Below are 17,445 nucleotides of genomic sequence, written 5' to 3'. Positions count from 1 at the left end.
GGGCTTTTGCAGACGCTTTCATCAGAACAGGAAGTAGCGCTGGGCCATGGGAAGCACCGTCGCCGGCTCACAGGTCAGCAATTCCCCGTCAGCGCGCACTTCATAGGTTTCGGGATGCACATCGATATGGGGCGTTGCCGTATTGAGCATCATTGACGCCTTGCCGATGCCCCCGCGGGTATTGAACACCGGCAGCAATTGCTTTTCGACGCCGAGGCGGTTGCGCAGGCCGGCATCGTGCGCGGCCTGGGAAATGAAGGTCACCGAGGAGCGGCTCACGAGCTTGCCGTAGGCACCGAACATGGGACGATAATGCATGGGTTGCGGGGTGGGGATGGAGGCGTTTGGATCACCCATCGGAGCGGCGGCGATGGAGCCGCCGAGCAGGACCATTTCCGGCTTGATGCCAAAAAAGGCAGGGTTCCACAGCACAAGGTCTGCGCGCTTGCCCACCTCGACTGAACCGATATGGGTGGAGAGCCCATGTGCGATGGCGGGATTGATCGTGTATTTGGCGATGTAGCGGCGGACGCGGAAATTGTCGTTATCGCCCTTTTCCTCGGGCAGGCGACCCCGCTGGCGCTTCATCTTGTCTGCGGTCTGCCAGGTGCGGATCAGCACTTCCCCGACGCGGCCCATGGCCTGACTGTCCGAGGAGATGACCGAGAAGGCACCCATATCATGCAGGATGTCTTCGGCCGCGATGGTTTCCTTGCGGATCCGGCTTTCGGCAAAGGCCACATCCTCGGGGATGGACTGGTCGAGATGATGGCAGACCATGAGCATGTCGAGATGCTCGGCAATCGTATTGACCGTGTAAGGGCGGGTGGGGTTGGTCGAGGACGGGATGACATTGGGCAGGCCCGCGACCTTGATGATGTCGGGAGCGTGCCCGCCACCCGCGCCTTCAGTGTGGAAGGCGTGTATGGTGCGGCCCTTGAAGGCGCCGACCGTATCTTCGACGAAGCCGCTCTCGTTGAGCGTATCGGTGTGGATCATCACCTGGACGTCGAAGGCGTCGGCGACGGACAGGCAATTGTCGATGGCGGCGGGCGTCGTGCCCCAGTCCTCGTGCAGCTTGAGCGCGGAGGCGCCCGAGAGGATCATTTCTTCGAGCGGCGCCGGGACGGCGGCATTGCCCTTGCCGGCAAGGGCCAGGTTCATCGGGAAAGCATCGAAGCTCTCGATCATGCGCTCGATGTGCCAGGCGCCGGTGCAGGTGGTGGCGAGGGTGCCATGAGCGGGGCCCGAGCCTCCGCCGAGCATGGTGGTGACGCCGCTCATCAGGGCTTCTTCGATCTGCTGAGGGCAGATGAAGTGGATGTGGGCATCCATGCCGCCGGCGGTGATGATCTTGCCTTCGCCGGCAATCGCCTCGGTGGATGGGCCGATGATGATATCCACGTTTGGCTGTGTATCGGGATTGCCAGCCTTGCCAATGCCGGCGATCACGCCGTTCTTCAGTCCGATGTCGGCCTTGTAGATGCCGGTATGATCAACGATCAGCGCATTGGTGATGACGGTGTCGACGGCACCTTGCGCACGGGTGCGCTGTGACTGGCCCATGCCGTCGCGGATGACCTTGCCGCCGCCGAACTTGACCTCTTCACCATAGGTAGTGAAGTCCCTCTCGACCTCGATGAACAATTCGGTGTCGGCCAGGCGGACCCTGTCGCCGGTCGTGGGGCCGTACATGTCGGCATAGGTTGCGCGTGAGATACGTGCTGGCATGGTGTGTCCCGTGATGCGCGCGGCAGATGCTTCCCGGTGTGACATTGGCTTATTGTCCGCAAGGCTGGCAAGGCCGGATCATGCCTTTGCGCCCAGTCTCCAGCGATTTCGGAACCGCTTCACGAACGACCCGTTGGTCCGCCGACACAAGCGGAGTTCCAACATGTTTCGATTTGCACTTGTCGCGGCGCTGACCTTTGCGAGCTTGCCCGCTCTGGCGCAGGGGATAGAGGGCGCCGGCACGCAGACCCAATCGCTCGACCTGCTGGGTGGAGCGGTATCGGTCGAGTTGCAGTCTGGCGGCGATGTGTCGCTTGGGCGCGGAGATGATGGTGGCTCGGCCGGCGCATCCGTTTCGGTCAACGGAATAGGGATCGGGCTGGGCAATAGCGGGGGGACGTCCGGTTCCGCCCAGTCGGTTACCTCTGTACAATCTCGCGAAGATCGGCCGGCAGCGAATGAGACGTCCCGCTCGGGCGCGGTACTCTCTCCCGACGAGACGGGTGCGGATGGGGAGGCTTGTATCGCTCCGTCTGCTTGGGAGCTCGGGCAGGCGCTGGATTATCGTCTGGAAGTTGTCGTCCGAGCGTCGGAATGCCAGTTCGAGCCAGCGATCATCGACGAGCTGCTAAGCTCGCAGCGCATTCTTGGTGAGGCGCTTTCAGCCGCAAATATCAACTCGGACGCCGTTCAGGCGATCACGATTGGTGAGAAGATAGTGATATCACTTCGATAGTGTCGGTCGCAACTCTTTGATTTTAAACGAAAATGCAGTTTCGAAACTAACACTTATTAGCGCAGCGGGCGTCGTTAAAATTGGAACGAACCGCTTTTGAAGTTGTTTTCCTCCCCGAACCGCCAAGGTTTCGTTAATAAATAATTAAATGGAGGAAGCCATGCGTGCTTTCCATAAGGTTCTTATTAGTTCTGTTGCTGCCCTTTCGCTGACTTCTGCTGTTGCTTATGCGCAGAGCGGTGACAGCACCAATATTCTTGGTGATACTCTCGATACCGTGACCACTACGGTCGATGGCACCGTCGATGCCGTGAATGACACGGTGAACAGCACTGTCGACGGTACTGTGGGCGACACGCTCAATAATACCGTCACTGACACGCTCGACAGCACCATCGGCGGCGTGACCAATTCCGGTGATGTCGGTGGCGATGCTTCGGGCACGCTTGGTGATGTCGGCTCGGTCGGCAATGTTGCCAACTTCTCGGATGTCCTGTCGATGATCGAAGCCGGTAACGGCGATATCAGCGGCATCTCCGATGTCAGCGATGTTCGCGTGGTCGATATCGCCGACGTGGCAAACTTCGATGCCAATGCGCTGAACGATGCCCTTAACGGCAATGCCAGCAACATCTCGGCTCTTCAGGATGCCGTGAGCAACAATTCGGCCCTCAACGATCTGCTGTCGGCCAACTCGATCGACATCTCTGATGTTGTTGCCCTGAGCAACGACCAGGATGGCTCGCTGACGATCTATACGAACGAGAGCAACAGCTAACCCGAACTCTTCGGACTAGCTCAAAGCGCCGGACCCCTGGGTCCGGCGTTTTAGTTTTTCGTGGCCGCAATCCCTTTGCGCGTTACCGAAACGGTGCGATCGATCAGCGCGTCCAGTAATTGTTCTCCGGCAGCAATATCGGCGTCATCGCTCAGTCCCTTGGCAACCAGCGACACACTCAGCGCCTGCAGCGCATAGACGTGACCTGACTTGCCCGATTGCTGCATCTGATTGCCGCGCAGGCGGAACGAGGTCAGCAATTCGTCGAATTGCTGTGCGCTGAGAATGGTCTTGGCCTGACTCCACGTGTTCTGCCCCAAGCGGTCAGCAAGCTCGGTGGCGAGGCTGCCGATCAGCGCCATGGCTTCGACATTGCGGACGCCGTCGGACTTGAGGTCGGCCAAAGTGCTGGCAAGCTGGAGCTTGAACTGTTCCTTGCGCTGGGTGTCATCCATTTTTTCAGGGTCCGGCAAATCGTTTGATGCGGCTTAGATCAGCTTTCGCGCGCCGAGGCCATGCTGCTGAGGGGCAAGCTCACACTTGTCCCATTACCATCTGACGAAAGCCGAATATCCTGCGGTCACCCAAAATCGGCACAAGGCGGACTTCGCGACGCTGACCGGGCTCGAAACGCACGGCGGTGCCTGCGGCGATATCGAGGCGCATGCCGCGCGTCTTTTCGCGATCGAAGCTGAGACCAGCATTGGTTTCATAGAAATGATAGTGCGATCCCACCTGAATGGGGCGATCGCCGACATTGGCGACTTCGAGCACCACCTGTTCGGCCCCGACGTTGAGTTCGATATCGCCCTCGGCCGGAATGATCTGTCCTGGAATCACAAGTCTTCTCCTCGTTGGCAGGCGGGCGGCGCTAGCGGATGGGCTGGTGCACGGTGACCAGCTTTGTCCCGTCGGGGAAGGTGGCCTCCACCTGTACATCGTGAATCATCTCGGCAATGCCGTCCATGACCTGCTCGCGCGTGATGACATGGGCGCCCGCTTCCATGAGCTCGGAGACGGCGCGCCCATCTCGAGCGCCCTCCACGACGAAATCGGTGATCAGTGCAATGGCTTCGGGGTGATTGAGCTTGACGCCGCGCTCCAGGCGCCGACGGGCGACATTGGCCGCCATGGCAATGAGAAGCTTGTCTTTTTCGCGCGGGGTCAGGTTCATCGGGCTTGATCCTAGAGATGCCAGAGACGGGGCAAGCTGCCCGCGCCTGTCAGTTCATATAGAGTTGGAACGATCATACGTCGCAATGCAAGCCCAGTTTCAGCCATGGCGCGTATGACGAGACGCGGTCCGTTGACGCTGAGCGCGATGGCGCCGTCGGGCAGACGTTGTTGAATCCGAGTGGCGAGGGCGGCAGCAGCGTCGTCGTTGGCCGCAATATGCAGAATGCTGGCAAAGGCCTTGTTGCCGGCGAGAAGGGATGGCGCATCGCGCTCGTTGCCCTGCCCGGAGAGGCTGGTGGCCTCCGCATGGATGAGGCGACCGTTGCGCCGGACCCGCCAATTGTCGCGCAGGATCGCATCGTATGCATCTTCGCCCATGGCATCCCGCCCGAGAAGAACGGCCTCGATGGCAGTCAAGGTCGCCGCTTCCTCGAGATCCACGTTCAGCCAGCGGTGCAGCTTGCTGGCTTCAAAAAGGATGGTCTCCTGGGGCAGCCAGTCGAGATGCGCACCGGCCCGGACCTTGAGATCGATATGGACCTGGGCGACATCGCCGGTAGAGCGGTAGCTGCGTTCGCAGGCCTGGGTCGTTAGCACCAGACGTCCGCCGGCTGCGACGTCCGCGGCCCATGCCAGGTGATCGCCCCCGGTGATGCCCCCGGCAGTGTTGATGAGCACAGCCTCGAGCGCTGAAGAATGGGTATTGGGCAGGCGGATCTTGCTGCAGCCTTCCTGGAAGAGCGTATCGAGAACGGTGCGGCTGTCGCGCTGCTTGGTGCTGATCCGCCCGATGCCACGTGCGCGCTGGAGCCTCGCGGCCGGGAATTTTTCAGGGACAGCAAATTTCAATGCAACGATCCTTGAGGACGCTCGTTTTATGGATGAGCAAACGCTCTTTCAAAGAGAATTTTCAAGAGGTTATTAAAATGACCATTAAGTCCGCATTGAGTGTCTTCGCCCTGGTTACCGCTGTTTCGTTCGGTGGTGCAGCCTATGCCCAGACCATGGTTGGCGACAACGAAGTTTCCGAAACCGATCTGCCGATCGTGCAGCAGCACTGCGATGCCCTGTCGCTGGCTGACGCCCAGGGCACCCCTGCTGGTCTCGACCCCTCCGATCCGGCTGCCAGCACCTCCGGCACCACGGATGAGCCGACCGGCGCCCAGGCTGACCTCGATAGCCGCAACTCGGCGACCACGGTTGACCTCGACACCATCACCCTCGAAGATTGTGTTGCTGGCGGCCTCGTCAACTAAGCATTCTTCTGAAGTCCAAGACGCCCGGCTTAGGCCGGGCGTCTTGCGTTCATACCATGAGATGTTGCCGGACGTCGGCACGGTCCAAGTCGGCAGCTGGTCCGTTGTGCATGATTTCTCCGCGATCCATGACATAGATGTCGTCGGCTATCTCCCGGCAAAAATCGAGATATTGCTCGACCAACAGGATCGTCATTCCCTTTTCGTCGCGCAGAAACTGTAGCGCCCGGCCGATGTCCTTGATGATGGAGGGCTGAATGCCTTCGGTCGGCTCATCGAGCACCAGCACCTTGGGCCGGGTGACAAGCGCTCGTCCGATCGCCAATTGCTGCTGCTGGCCTCCGGAGAGGTCGCCGCCGCGTCGGTTGAGCATGGATTTGAGCACGGGAAAGAGTTCAAAAATATATGCCGGTACGTTGCGATCGCCGCGGGACAGGCCGGCATAACCGGTTTCCAGGTTTTCCTTGACCGTCAACAACGGGAAGATTTCGCGACCCTGGGGCACATATCCGATGCCCAGGCGGGCGCGCTTATAGGGTGGCGCCTTGCGCAGGGTGTCGCTGCCAAAGGCAATCTCTCCTGCCGAGATGTGATTGATGCCGGTGACCGCGCGCAGTGTGGATGACTTGCCGACCCCATTTCGGCCCAGAACGGCGGTGATCCGACCAGGAGCGCAGGTAATCGAGATGCGCTTGAGAGCCTGGGCCGCGCCATAATGGAGATCGATGTTGGAAATCGTGAGAGCAGTGCTCATCGGCCAAGATACCTTTCGATGACGACGGGATTGCCACTGACCTGATCGAGCGTTCCCTCGGCCAGTACGGCGCCCTCGGCGAGGCAGACGACGCGCGAGCCGAGTTCGCGTACAAAGCTCATGTCATGTTCGACGACGACAACGGAGCGGGTCTGGGAAATCTCGCGCAGCAGTTTTGCCGTTTCCTCGGTCTCGCTGTCGGTCATGCCCGCCACGGGTTCGTCGACAAGGAGCAATTTGGGGTCCTGCGCAAGCAGCATGCCGATCTCAAGCCATTGCTTCTGGCCATGGCTCAGATTGGCCGCGAGCTCGTCCTGACGATGACGCAGGCGCACCGTATCGAGGATTTCTTCGATGCGGACGACGTCGTCCCGGCCGGCCGTATAGAACAGCGTCGAAAAGACGCCGCGCGGCTTTTTCAGCGCCATTTCGAGGTTGTCCCAGACGGTATGGCTCTCGAACACCGTCGGCTTCTGGAACTTGCGACCAATGCCGAGATTGGCAATCGCAGCTTCGTCGAGCCGGGTCAGGTCGGTTCGACCATCGAAGAGGACGTCTCCCGCATCGGGGCGGGTCTTGCCGGTGATGATGTCCATCATCGTTGTCTTGCCTGCGCCGTTCGGGCCGATAATGGCCAGCATTTCGGCCGGACCGACAATGATCGAGAGGTTGTTTATGGCCTTGAACCCGTCAAAGGCGACCGAGACGCCGTTGAGGTAGAGCATGGTATCCTGCGCAGTGCTCATCGCCTTTACTCCGCTGGCCGGGTTTGGATGCCGGTATCAAAGGTGGCCGGGTCTTCGCCTTTTTCCATGTCGGCAGATTGCTGCGGCGTCGATGGCGGCGGGTCGACAGGCTTGCGGCGCCGGCCGAGCAGCTGTTTCCAGAGACCGACAATCCCCTTTGGAAGAAAAAGCGTCGAGAAGACGAAGAGCGCACCCAACGCAAAGAGCCAGAGCTCGGGCAGGGTGGTGGTGAACCAGGACTTGCCCAGATTGACCACGATGGCGCCGATGATGGGGCCGATCAGGGTGCCGCGACCGCCCACAGCGGTCCAGATGACCACCTCGATGGAATTGGCAGGATCGAATTCACCAGGATTGATGATGCCGACCTGCGGCACGTAAAGTGCCCCGGCGATGCCGGCCATGATTGCCGATACGGTAAAGGCAAAGAGCTTCACATATTCAACGCGATAGCCGAGGAAGCGGGTGCGACTTTCAGCGTCGCGGACCGCCACCATGACCTTGCCCAGCTTGGAATTGACGATGGCCGAGCAGACCAGAACCGAAAGGGCCAGGGTGATCGCAGTTGCCGCAAAAAGGGTGACGCGGGTGGTCTGGGCCTGAACGGGAACGCCGAGAATGTCCTTGAAGTCGGTCAGCCCGTTATTGCCGCCAAAGCCCATGTCGTTACGGAAGAAGGCCAGCAACAGCGCGAATGTCATCGCCTGGGTGATGATGGAGAGATAGACGCCAGTGACGCGGCTGCGGAAGGCGAAAAAGCCGAAGATGAAGGCCAGAAGCCCCGGCACGAAAACCACCATGGCCATGGCGAACCAGAAATTGTCAAAGCCCTGCCAGTACCAGGGGAGTTCGCGCCAGTTCAGGAACACCATGAAGTCGGGAAGATTGGGATTGCCGTAGACGCCGCGGCTGCCGATCTGACGCATGAGATACATGCCCATGGCATAGCCGCCCAAGGCAAAGAAAGCGCCATGCCCCAGGGAAAGAATGCCGCAATAGCCCCAGACCAGGTCGAGTGCGAGCGCCAGGATGGCATAGGCCAGATACTTGCCCATCAGCGAAACCAGATAGGTCGGGACATGGCCGAACTGGCCGGGCGGGATCAGCAGATTGGCCATCGGCACAAGGATGGCCACAGCCAGGAAAATCGCGATGACCCAGATCGCCTTCTTGTCGAGTGCGCGGAACAGGGCTTGGGTCAGCATGGGTAATATCCAGTCGCTTTGAGAAGCATCCTCATCCGGCGCTGCGCGCCACCTTTCCCTAAAGAGGAAAACGAACAAGAGGGGTGCGCCAATCCCCTCCCACCCGGGGAGAGGGCGGATCGGGCACAGCCCGAGACGGGTGATGGGGCCTTGAGCTGCATTGTCATCACTGCTCCACCGCCCGGCCCTTGAGCGCGAAGAGGCCACGCGGCCGGCGCTGAATGAAGAGGATGATCAGCACCAGGATCAGGATCTTGCCCAGAACCGCTCCGGCATAGGGTTCGAGAAACTTGTTGGCGACGCCTAGCGTCAGGGCGCCGACCAGCGTGCCCCAGAGATTGCCGACACCGCCGAACACCACAACCATGAAGCTGTCGATAATGTAGTTCTGTCCCAGGTTCGGCGAGATGTTGTCGATCTGGGTGAGTGCCACGCCGGCAAGGCCGGCAATGCCCGAGCCAAGGCCGAAGGTCATGGCATCGACGAAGGGTGTGCGGATGCCCATGGACGAGGCCATGCGCCGATTCTGCGTCACGGCGCGCATCTGCAGGCCCAATGCGGTGCGATTGAGCACGACCAGCAGCAGGGCAAAAACGATGGCGGCGAAGATCACGATCCAGAAACGGCCATAGGTTATGGACAGGCCATAGAATTCGAAAGAGCCGCTCATCCAGCTCGGGGCGATCACCATCTGGTTGGTGGGTCCGAAGATCGAGCGCACCGATTGCTGCAGGATCAGCGAAATGCCCCAAGTGGCCAGGAGCGTTTCGAGCGGCCGGCCATAGAGCCAGCGGATGATGCCGCGCTCGATCCCGATGCCGATGGCCCCGGTGACGAAGAAGGCGGCGGGCAGGGCGATCAGCAGCGAATAATCGAGCAGGCCGGGAAAGTTCTGACGGATCGTCAATTGCACGATAAAGGTCGTATAGGCGCCCAGCATGACCATTTCGCCATGCGCCATGTTGATGACGCCCATGACGCCAAAGGTGATAGCAAGGCCGATGGCGGCCAGCAGCAGCACCGAACCTAGCGAAATGCCGAACCACACATTCTGCAAAGCCCCCCAGACCGCGCGTTCCTGTTCAAGGCCTGAAAGTGCCGACTGGATGGCGGGGCGAACCTCTTCCGGCGCGGTGTTGAGTGCGCTGGTGAGGATGGTGATGGCGCCACGTCCGGCACCTGAGGCTATCAGAGGAACGGCGGCAATCTTGTCTTCGATCCCGGCGTCGTCGTCGCGGAGGATCGTGAGGGCGCGTGCGGTCTGCATGGCGCGCAGCACCTCGGCATTGGTTTCGACCGCGATGGCCTCGTCGAGCAGCGGCATATTGGCCGGATCGGGGCTCGCCAGGAATCCGTTGGCCGCCCGGAGGCGCGTCCCGGGGTTGTCGCTCATCAGCGTCATGCCAGCGAGGGCGGAGGCAATATCGCGCCGCAGGCTGTTGTTGACACGGATACGCGACAGGTCGGCATCGGATCCGAGATCGACGGCTTCGCCGGTCAGCGGATCGAGATGGCTCGCGCCCCGCTGGATGACCACGGCGCCAGAGCTGTCGTCCTGATACAGGTTGCCGTCTGCCAGGGCCTGCAGGGCGGGAACAATTGCGGCATCGCCGGTGCTGGCGAGATCGGTGACGATCTGGCCCAGTTCGCGAAGGTTGGCTTCGCCCATGGCCTGGATCAGCGCGGGTATGTCGGCTTCCTGTGCCCTGGCCGTTTGCATCGAGATCAGCAGGAACGGCAGGGCCAGAAGCACCAGGCGAAGAGCGCGGAGGGTGGTCATGGCTATGGCGTCCTTGTGGTTCTGGATTGGTGGGTGAGGGGCCCCACCCAACCTCCCCCTCACGGAGGGGGAGGAGTAGATTTGTGCGTGGGTGAAAGCTTGCCTGGCGCATCGGCCGGTTCCTCCCCCTTTGCAGGGGGAGGTCCGTGGCGGTGCCTTACTGCGCAGTCGCGCCGCAGGTCTGGGTTTCGGTGTTGTAGTTGCCGCAGTTGATCGGGGCGGTCCAGTCGGCCTCGAGCATGGCGCTTTCCGGCAGGAAATCGGACCAGGCATCACCGGGCACGAGATCTTCGGTTTCCCAGACTACGAAGAACTGACCATCGTCCTGGATCTCACCGATCAGGACCGGCTTGGTGATGTGGTGGTTGGGCAGCATGGTGGCGATACCACCGGTCAGGTTCGGGGTTTCCAAGCCGACGATGGAGTCGATGACGGCGTCGGCATCGGTGCTGCCGGCAGCCTCGACGGCCTTCACCCAAAGGTTGAAGCCGATCATGTGCGCTTCCATCGGATCGTTGGTCACGCGGTCTTCGGAGCCGATGAAGGCCTGCCAGTCAGCGATAAAGGCTTCGTTTTCCGGCGTCTCGACCGACATGAAGTAGTTCCATGCGGCCAGGTGACCGACCAGCGGCGTCGTGTCGAAGCCCGAGAGCTCTTCTTCACCCACCGAGAACGCGACAACCGGAATGTCTTCGGCGGCAACGCCCTGATTGCCCAATTCGCGGTAGAACGGCACGTTGGCGTCGCCGTTGATGGTCGAGACCACGGCGGTCTTCTTGCCGGCCGAGCCGAAGGCCTTGATGTCGGAGACGATCGTCTGCCAGTCGGAATGACCGAAGGGCGTGTAGTTGATCATGATGTCTTCAGGCGCAACGCCGCTGTCGAGCAGGTATTGCTCGAGAATCTTGTTGGTGGTCTGCGGATAGACATAGTCCGTGCCAGCCAGAACCCAGCGCTCGACGCCTTCTTCGTTCATCAGATAGTCGACGGCGGGAATGGCCTGCTGGTTCGGAGACGCGCCGGTGTAAAAGACGTTGCGCTGGCTTTCCTCACCCTCGTACTGAACGGGGTAGAAGAGCAGGGAATTGAGCTCTTCGAAGACCGGCAGGACCGATTTGCGGCAGACCGAGGTCCAGCAACCAAAGACCGCATCGACACCATCGACTTCGATGAGCTGGCGAGCCAGCTCGGCGGCCAGCGGCCAGTCGGAAGCAATATCGACCACGACCGGTTCGAGCTGCTTGCCGAGCACGCCGCCCTTGGCATTCTGCTGCTCGATCAGGAACAGCATCGTGTCCTTCAGAGTGGTCTCGGAAATGGCCATGGTGCCGGAAAGCGAATGCAGGATGCCGACCTTGATGGTGTCGTCCTGCGCCATGACCGAGGTAATCGGCAGGCAGACGCTGCCAGCGAAAGCGGCGGCGAGCAGAGCGCGCTTGGCGCTGAATTTGAACATTGTGAAGTCCCTCTGAGATTTGAGCCCCGAAGACACCAAGGGAGGCGTCTGAGGGCACACTGGGACCATTGTTAACGAGAGCCCTATACGTCGATTGACGTAGCCACATGTCGCACAGTTTCATCAGGTGCAGCGAAGAGCCTGAAAAACCGCGTGATTTCGCCATCAGAGATGGTAAAGAGGTTGTGGTGATTTTTTGAGCATGTTGCTCGATTGGTTAAGGCCTAGGCGAATGGCGCGGCAGCGGATCATCCCGATCAGGCGAGAATATAACCGCTGGGTGGCGAACCAGACGCTGGAAGATTATGCGCTGCGTTTCACCGCCAAGTCGGCGCGGCGATTTTCCAATGACAGAATCTCGCAGACCGCGATCGGAGCCATTTCGTTCCTTGCCCTTGAGGCCATAGGCGGGGCCATCACGCTCTCCTACGGCACGACGAATGCGCTGATTGCCATTCTGGTGGCATCGATCGCCATCCTGCTCGTGGGCGTCCCCATCGCGCGCTATGCGACACGTCATGGCGTGGATGTAGACCTGCTGACGCGCGGCGCGAGCTTTGGCTATATCGGTTCGACCATCACCTCGCTGATCTATGCCAGCTTCACTTTCATCCTCTTTGCCATCGAAGCATCGATCATGGCGAGCGCGCTGCAATTGGCGTTCGGACTGCCGCTCTGGATCGGCTACATCATTTCCGCCGTGGCGGTCATCCCGCTCGTGACCCACGGCATTCGCATGATCAGCCGCTTTCAATTGCTGACGCAGCCGTTCTGGATCGTACTCAACATCCTGCCGTTCTTCTTCATCGCCTTCATGGACTGGGAGAAATTCGATCTCTGGCGCGCATTCAACGGGTTGGGACGGCCCGAGGGCGCTGCGGGATCGATCGCGGCCTTCGACGTAGCCAAGTTCGGAGCCGCTTCCGCGGTGATCCTTGCGCTGATGACGCAAATCGGCGAGCAGGTGGACTTCCTGCGCTTCCTGCCGGCGGAAGGCGCACCGAAATGGCGGCAGAAACTGGGGATCTTTCTGGCCGGTGCCGGCTGGGTCGTGGTGGGTGCGCCCAAGCTGATTGCGGGGTCGTTTCTGGCGTTTCTCGCCCTCTCCTCGGGAGTGTCACCGGAGCATGCGTCCGAGCCGGGCTACATGTTCGCCGTGGCCTTCGGCTACATGATCCCCAACGAGTTTCTGGCGCTGATGCTGATGGCGGTCTTCGTCGTTATCAGCCAGCTCAAGATCAATGTCATGAATGCCTATGCAGGCTCGTTGGCGTGGTCGAACTTCTTCTCGCGGCTGACCCATAGCCATCCGGGCCGCGTCGTGTGGCTTTTGTTCAACGTGGCCATTGCACTGCTGCTGATGGAACTGGGTATCTATCGTCTGCTCGAGGAAACGCTGGGCATTTTCTCCATCATCGCCATGGCCTGGCTCTGCTCGATCTCGGCCGATCTCTTCGTCAACAAGCCGCTCGGCCTCGCCCCGCCGGGCATCGAATTCAAGCGCGCCCATCTCTATGACATCAATCCGGTCGGTGTCGGGTCGATGCTCCTGTCGGCGAGCATTGCGCTGATTGCCCATTTTGGCGCATTCGGCGAGATGGCAGCCGCTTTGGCCCCTTACATCGCCTTGATCGTCTGCTTCGTGGCCTCCCCGACCATAGCGTGGGCGACCAAGGGACGGTATTATTTGGCGCGCAAGCCGCGCAAGGCCTGGGCAAGCAAAACGTCGTTGACCTGCTCGATCTGCGAGCATCCGTTCGAGCCGGAAGACATGGCGTGGTGTCCTGCCTATGCGGCGCCGATCTGCTCGCTCTGCTGTTCGCTCGACGCGCGCTGCCACGACATGTGCAAGCCCAAGGCGCATTTCCGGGCCCAGACTCATGCGGTGGCGGCCAGCGTGCTGCCGCAATGGGCCATCGACAAATTGCAGACCCGGCTTGGCCGCTATGGCATGTCCATGGGCATAGCCTCGGCTATCCTCGCCAGCATACTGGGCCTCATCTATTATTTTGCCAGCCGGTCTGCCCCGCATACATCCGATGTCGTGGGAGGAACGCTGCTCGTTGTGTTCTTCGTCTTTGCGGTGGCGGCGGGGGTGATGACCTGGTTCCTCGTGCTTGCGCATGACAGCCGGCTCGTCGCGGAGGAAGAAAGCACGCGACAGAACACGCTGCTGCTCAAGGAAATCGATGCCCATTCGAGAACCGATGCCGAATTGCAGCGGGCCAAGGAAAAGGCAGAGGCCGCCAACCAGGCCAAGTCGCGCTATGTCGTCGGGCTGAGCCACGAATTGCGCACGCCGCTCAATGCGGTGATGGGTTATGCGCAAATTCTGGAGCGCGACGCTGCGGTGCCGGAGCACCGTCGTGGTTCCGTACAGGTCATCCGGCGCAGTGCCGAGCATCTGTCAGGACTGATCGACGGCCTGCTCGACATTTCCAAGATCGAAGCGGGACGACTGCAGGTCTATACCGGCGAAGTCAATATCCAGGACTTTCTCGACCAGCTGGTGGATATGTTCCGGATGCAGGCGGAAGCCAAGGGGCTTGGCTTCCGGCATAGCCGAGCAGCCGCTTTGCCCACCTATGTGCGAACCGACGAGAAGCGCCTCCGGCAGATCCTGGTCAACCTGCTGTCCAACGCCATCAAGTTCACCTCAGCGGGGGAGGTACGCTTCGAGGTTGCTTATCGCATGCAGGTTGCCACTTTCACCGTCGAGGATAGCGGCAGCGGCATTGGAGAGGAGGACCTGCCGCATATCTTCGAACCCTTCGTGCGCGGGCAGGCCGAGAAAAACCGCTTCACACCGGGCCTGGGCCTGGGGCTGACGATCACCAAACTGCTGACTGAAACGCTGGGCGGGGAAATAATTGTGGCGAGCGCACCGGGCAGGGGTACTCGTTTCCAGACGCGCCTGATGCTCTCGAAGGTGGAACGGCCTGCCCAGCGCGTGGCGGCAGCGCAACCGGTAAAGGGATATAGCGGAGCGTCGCGCAGCATCATGGTGGTCGATGACAATGACGACCACCGTGGCTTGATGCGCGAAATGCTTGCTCCACTCGGATTTGCCGTCTTCGACGTTGCGAGCGGGGAAAAATGCCTCGCCATGCCAGGCATGGCCGACATGGATCTCTATTTCATCGATATCCGGATGCCGGGGATGAATGGCTGGCAATTGGTGCAATCCCTGCGCAGCATGGGCGTTAACGCCCCGATCATCATGCTCTCGGCCAATATCGGTGACGGAGCGAACCCCACGGGCGCTGACGCGGGTCACTCCGATAGCCTCGCCAAGCCCTTCGATCTCAACCAATTGCTCGACAAGATCGGCGCGCAATTGAGGCTGGACTGGATTTATGAAGAGACGCAGGCAACAGAACAGGCAACAGGCGCGATGCGGTCTCCGGGGGCGGAGCACCTGCGCGATCTCGCCAGTCTGGGTCAGATCGGTCATGTGCGGGGTATCGAGGCGAAACTGGCCCAGCTGGCGACCGATCCTGACAACGGACCATTCGTGGATATTCTGCGCCGCCATCTGGACCAATTCGACTTCGAAGCCTATGCCGAGACGCTGGAGCGCGTAAGCCATGAGCAGAATTGAGCAAGAGCAGGATATCGTCCTACTCGTCGACGATTCTCCCGAATCGCTTGGCTTTCTCACCTCGGCTCTTGAAGATGCGGGCGTTACGGTGCTTGTCGCCAGGTCGGGCGAAGCTGCCATCAATATTGTGCAGCGCGTTACGCCCGATATCGTGCTCATGGATGCGATCATGCCCGGGCTGGATGGGTTCGAGACCAGCCGCCGCATGAATGCAATGCCACAGCTCACCCATGTCCCGATCATCTTCATGACCGGGCTGACCGAAACCGAGCATATCGTCCATGCTCTCGAGAGCGGTGGGGTGGACTACCTGTCCAAGCCGATCAATCTCGATGAACTGCGGGCGCGCATTCGAGTGCATCTTGCCAATGCAAGGCGGGCGCAGAGCGCGCGCATCGCGCTCGATGCGGCCGGGCGCCACCTGGTTGCCTTCGCGGCCGACGGGACAGTCCTGTGGTCGACGCCCCAGGCGAACCGGCTGCTTGAGCGGTCCGGCATGGATTCCAATCTGCAGAATGCCATGTCCCACGCCTTCGTGACGTGGCTGGCACAATCGGGACCTCCGGTGCCGGTCGGCGCCAGCTTCGAGATGACCGCCAATGGACCGGGGCTTCAATTCTCCTTTCTCGGCACCGTTGCCGGGGACGAACATCTGTTTCGTCTGGGTGCGTTGCAACAAGAAGGTCAGGTACCTGGCCTGCGTCAGGCCTTCGGCTTGACGCAACGCGAGAGCGAAGTTCTTCTCTGGATCTCGCGCGGCAAATCGAACCGCGATATCGGCGATATACTTGGCCTCAGCCCACGGACTGTGAACAAGCATCTTGAACAAGTCTATTCCAAGCTGGGTGTAGAAAACCGGGCCTCCGCAGCGATCAAGGCGATTCAGGCGCTCCAATCCGCGTTCGACGCCTAGCCTTAAGGCGGGGCCGCTTATCTCATGTGAAGGCTTGGCTGTTGCTGCCAAGCGCTCGCAAGCGGTCTAAATGCTGGTGGCGATCACAAAATTTGCGAACCGGGATTTGTCGGGAACAAGTCCGGCGCTCTGCCGTTTTGCTGGCGAACCGGATGAACGATCCGGGCCAGACATGGTGGAAAGCCAATAGAGCCTCCATCATCCGAACGGCGGACGCAGGGGGAGGTTGACGCTCCTTCTCCGGCTCCCCGAAGGGGTGCGAAACTTCGGTTTCGCACCCTATTTTTTTGCCCTGAAACATAGATAAGTTCGGCAGCTTAAGTAAATATAGATTAAAAACTGACATATATTCAGAATCAATGATTTGGAGCTGAATCACATGGCTCACATATATTGTGATCTTACTGGTCGGAACGAATCCAACTCTTCCTCGTAATTTTTATGCGACGCCGTGTCGCACGAAAGGAGATGGATCATGAAGCTTTTTACTACAACAGTGCTTTCTGCCGCTCTCGTGGCAGCCACGTTGACTCCCGCTTCGGCGCAGTCACTTCTCGGGATTATCGGCGGTCAGGATGACAAGGCGCTGGTTACGATCGGGTCCGGAGATGCGGGCACGTCGGGCCTCGTCAACCTGGGTCTTGGTGGCGACAATCAAGTCCTCGATGCAAATATCGGCAATGGCAATCTCGGTTCGGCAACGGTGGGCTCGGGTGGGTCGTCCGGCCTTGTCGATGCCGATGTGCGGCTGCTCAACAACAACGCCCGGGTGGGTGTTGGTGTCGGCGGTGACAGCCTTGTCGATGTTGGGGTGGGTATCGGCAATCCCGGCAACGGCAACGGCAATGGTCCGGGGAACGGAAATGGCAATGGCCCCGGAAACGGGAATGGTCCCGGTAATGGCAGCGGGAATGGTCCCGGAAACGGCAATGGTGGGGTCGGTGTGGCCAATACGGGTTCGGGTGGCGCAGCCTGTGTCGGCCTGTCCAACCGAGAGCTCGAGCGGCTGCTGGGTTCTACCCGGCTTGATGGATCGTGGTCGCGTGCCAGCAATGTGCAGATCCGTCCGGTCTCGATCTGCCCCGAGCAACGCTCCTGGCTGGCTGCGGCGCTGAGCAGCACTAATCTGGGGCCGGCCCTGCGTTCGGCGATTGCCGGCGACGATCTGCTGGCCGCCTCGCTGCGCCGTTCCTCCTATGACGCAGACCGGGTTTTCGCCGTCGAGCGTCGCGGTGGCCAACTAACGGTCTTCGTCTACTAAATATTCGTCCACCGCTTGCACATTGAGCGTCGTCCCGGTCAATTCGGTGAAA

General features: G+C 60.3%; 16 protein-coding genes. 6 read left to right on the top strand and 10 right to left on the bottom strand.

The features are described 5' to 3' along the window. Positions 1 to 21 precede the first annotated feature (21 nt). Positions 22 to 1,731: an urease subunit alpha gene (gene ureC, locus VE26_RS09660; protein WP_046105220.1), complete on the bottom strand. Its 1,710-nt coding sequence runs from the start codon at positions 1,729 to 1,731 to the stop codon at positions 22 to 24. Between the two features lie 163 nt (positions 1,732 to 1,894). On the opposite strand from ureC, the gene VE26_RS09655 reads away from it, so the two are divergent. Beyond that, positions 1,895 to 2,467 carry a hypothetical protein gene (locus VE26_RS09655; protein ID WP_046104735.1) on the top strand — a complete coding sequence of 191 codons (573 nt, stop codon included), beginning with the start codon at positions 1,895 to 1,897 and terminating at the stop codon, positions 2,465 to 2,467. A 160-nt stretch (positions 2,468 to 2,627) separates the two neighbouring features. Next, a complete protein-coding gene (locus tag VE26_RS09650) occupies positions 2,628 to 3,245 on the top strand; it encodes a hypothetical protein (protein ID WP_152658784.1) in 618 nt (205 codons plus the stop codon). A 50-nt stretch (positions 3,246 to 3,295) separates the two neighbouring features. Here the strand turns inward: VE26_RS09650 and VE26_RS09645 are convergent, their stop codons facing one another. The 4 genes from VE26_RS09645 to VE26_RS09630 all read right to left on the bottom strand — a co-directional run bounded on the left by VE26_RS09645 (position 3,296) and on the right by VE26_RS09630 (position 5,270). After that, complete coding sequence (locus VE26_RS09645; protein ID WP_046104733.1) at positions 3,296 to 3,700, bottom strand: hypothetical protein; 405 nt, start codon at positions 3,698 to 3,700, stop codon at positions 3,296 to 3,298. Between the two features lie 79 nt (positions 3,701 to 3,779). Continuing rightward, complete coding sequence (locus VE26_RS09640; protein ID WP_046104732.1) at positions 3,780 to 4,085, bottom strand: urease subunit beta; 306 nt, start codon at positions 4,083 to 4,085, stop codon at positions 3,780 to 3,782. A 31-nt stretch (positions 4,086 to 4,116) separates the two neighbouring features. Next, positions 4,117 to 4,419 (bottom strand): urease subunit gamma, encoded by a 303-nt coding sequence (locus VE26_RS09635; RefSeq protein ID WP_046104731.1) that lies wholly within the window; start codon positions 4,417 to 4,419, stop codon positions 4,117 to 4,119. A gap of 11 nt (positions 4,420 to 4,430) precedes the next feature. Beyond that, positions 4,431 to 5,270, bottom strand: a complete 840-nt coding sequence (locus tag VE26_RS09630; RefSeq protein WP_052715792.1) for an urease accessory protein UreD — start codon at positions 5,268 to 5,270, stop codon at positions 4,431 to 4,433. 77 nt (positions 5,271 to 5,347) lie between these two features. Here VE26_RS09630 and VE26_RS09625 point away from each other — a divergent pair, with 77 nt between their 5' ends. Next, positions 5,348 to 5,677, top strand: a complete 330-nt coding sequence (locus VE26_RS09625) for a hypothetical protein (RefSeq protein ID WP_046104729.1) — start codon at positions 5,348 to 5,350, stop codon at positions 5,675 to 5,677. A 49-nt stretch (positions 5,678 to 5,726) separates the two neighbouring features. Here the strand turns inward: VE26_RS09625 and urtE are convergent, their stop codons facing one another. From urtE to urtA, 5 genes are all read right to left on the bottom strand, one after another. Next, on the bottom strand, positions 5,727 to 6,431 hold the full coding sequence (gene urtE, locus VE26_RS09620; protein ID WP_046104728.1) for an urea ABC transporter ATP-binding subunit UrtE: 705 nt from the start codon (positions 6,429 to 6,431) through the stop codon (positions 5,727 to 5,729). Further along, positions 6,428 to 7,177 carry an urea ABC transporter ATP-binding protein UrtD gene (gene urtD, locus VE26_RS09615; protein WP_046104727.1) on the bottom strand — a complete coding sequence of 250 codons (750 nt, stop codon included), beginning with the start codon at positions 7,175 to 7,177 and terminating at the stop codon, positions 6,428 to 6,430. Before urtD ends, urtE begins: the two co-directional genes overlap by 4 nt. 5 nt (positions 7,178 to 7,182) lie before the next feature. Further along, entirely contained in the window at positions 7,183 to 8,382 is a 1,200-nt protein-coding gene (gene urtC, locus VE26_RS09610; RefSeq protein ID WP_046104726.1) for an urea ABC transporter permease subunit UrtC, read from the bottom strand. Between the two features lie 166 nt (positions 8,383 to 8,548). Further along, positions 8,549 to 10,162 carry an urea ABC transporter permease subunit UrtB gene (urtB, locus tag VE26_RS09605; RefSeq protein WP_046104725.1) on the bottom strand — a complete coding sequence of 538 codons (1,614 nt, stop codon included), beginning with the start codon at positions 10,160 to 10,162 and terminating at the stop codon, positions 8,549 to 8,551. Between the two features lie 157 nt (positions 10,163 to 10,319). Then, a complete protein-coding gene (gene urtA, locus VE26_RS09600) occupies positions 10,320 to 11,618 on the bottom strand; it encodes an urea ABC transporter substrate-binding protein (RefSeq protein ID WP_046104724.1) in 1,299 nt (432 codons plus the stop codon). Between the two features lie 232 nt (positions 11,619 to 11,850). Between urtA and VE26_RS09595 the strand changes: the two genes are divergently transcribed. The 3 genes from VE26_RS09595 (at position 11,851) to VE26_RS17140 (ending at position 17,393) form a co-directional block, all read left to right on the top strand. Further along, positions 11,851 to 15,219: an ATP-binding protein gene (locus tag VE26_RS09595; RefSeq protein WP_046104723.1), complete on the top strand. Its 3,369-nt coding sequence runs from the start codon at positions 11,851 to 11,853 to the stop codon at positions 15,217 to 15,219. Continuing rightward, complete coding sequence (locus VE26_RS09590; RefSeq protein WP_046104722.1) at positions 15,206 to 16,132, top strand: response regulator transcription factor; 927 nt, start codon at positions 15,206 to 15,208, stop codon at positions 16,130 to 16,132. Before VE26_RS09595 ends, VE26_RS09590 begins: the two co-directional genes overlap by 14 nt. A gap of 475 nt (positions 16,133 to 16,607) precedes the next feature. Next, a complete protein-coding gene (locus tag VE26_RS17140; RefSeq protein ID WP_152658783.1) occupies positions 16,608 to 17,393 on the top strand; it encodes a hypothetical protein in 786 nt (261 codons plus the stop codon). Positions 17,394 to 17,445: the final 52 nt, after the last annotated feature.

Source organism: Devosia chinhatensis (assembly GCF_000969445.1).
Lineage (GTDB): Bacteria > Pseudomonadota > Alphaproteobacteria > Rhizobiales > Devosiaceae > Devosia > Devosia chinhatensis.
This window is presented reverse-complemented; position numbering and strand designations above follow the sequence as displayed.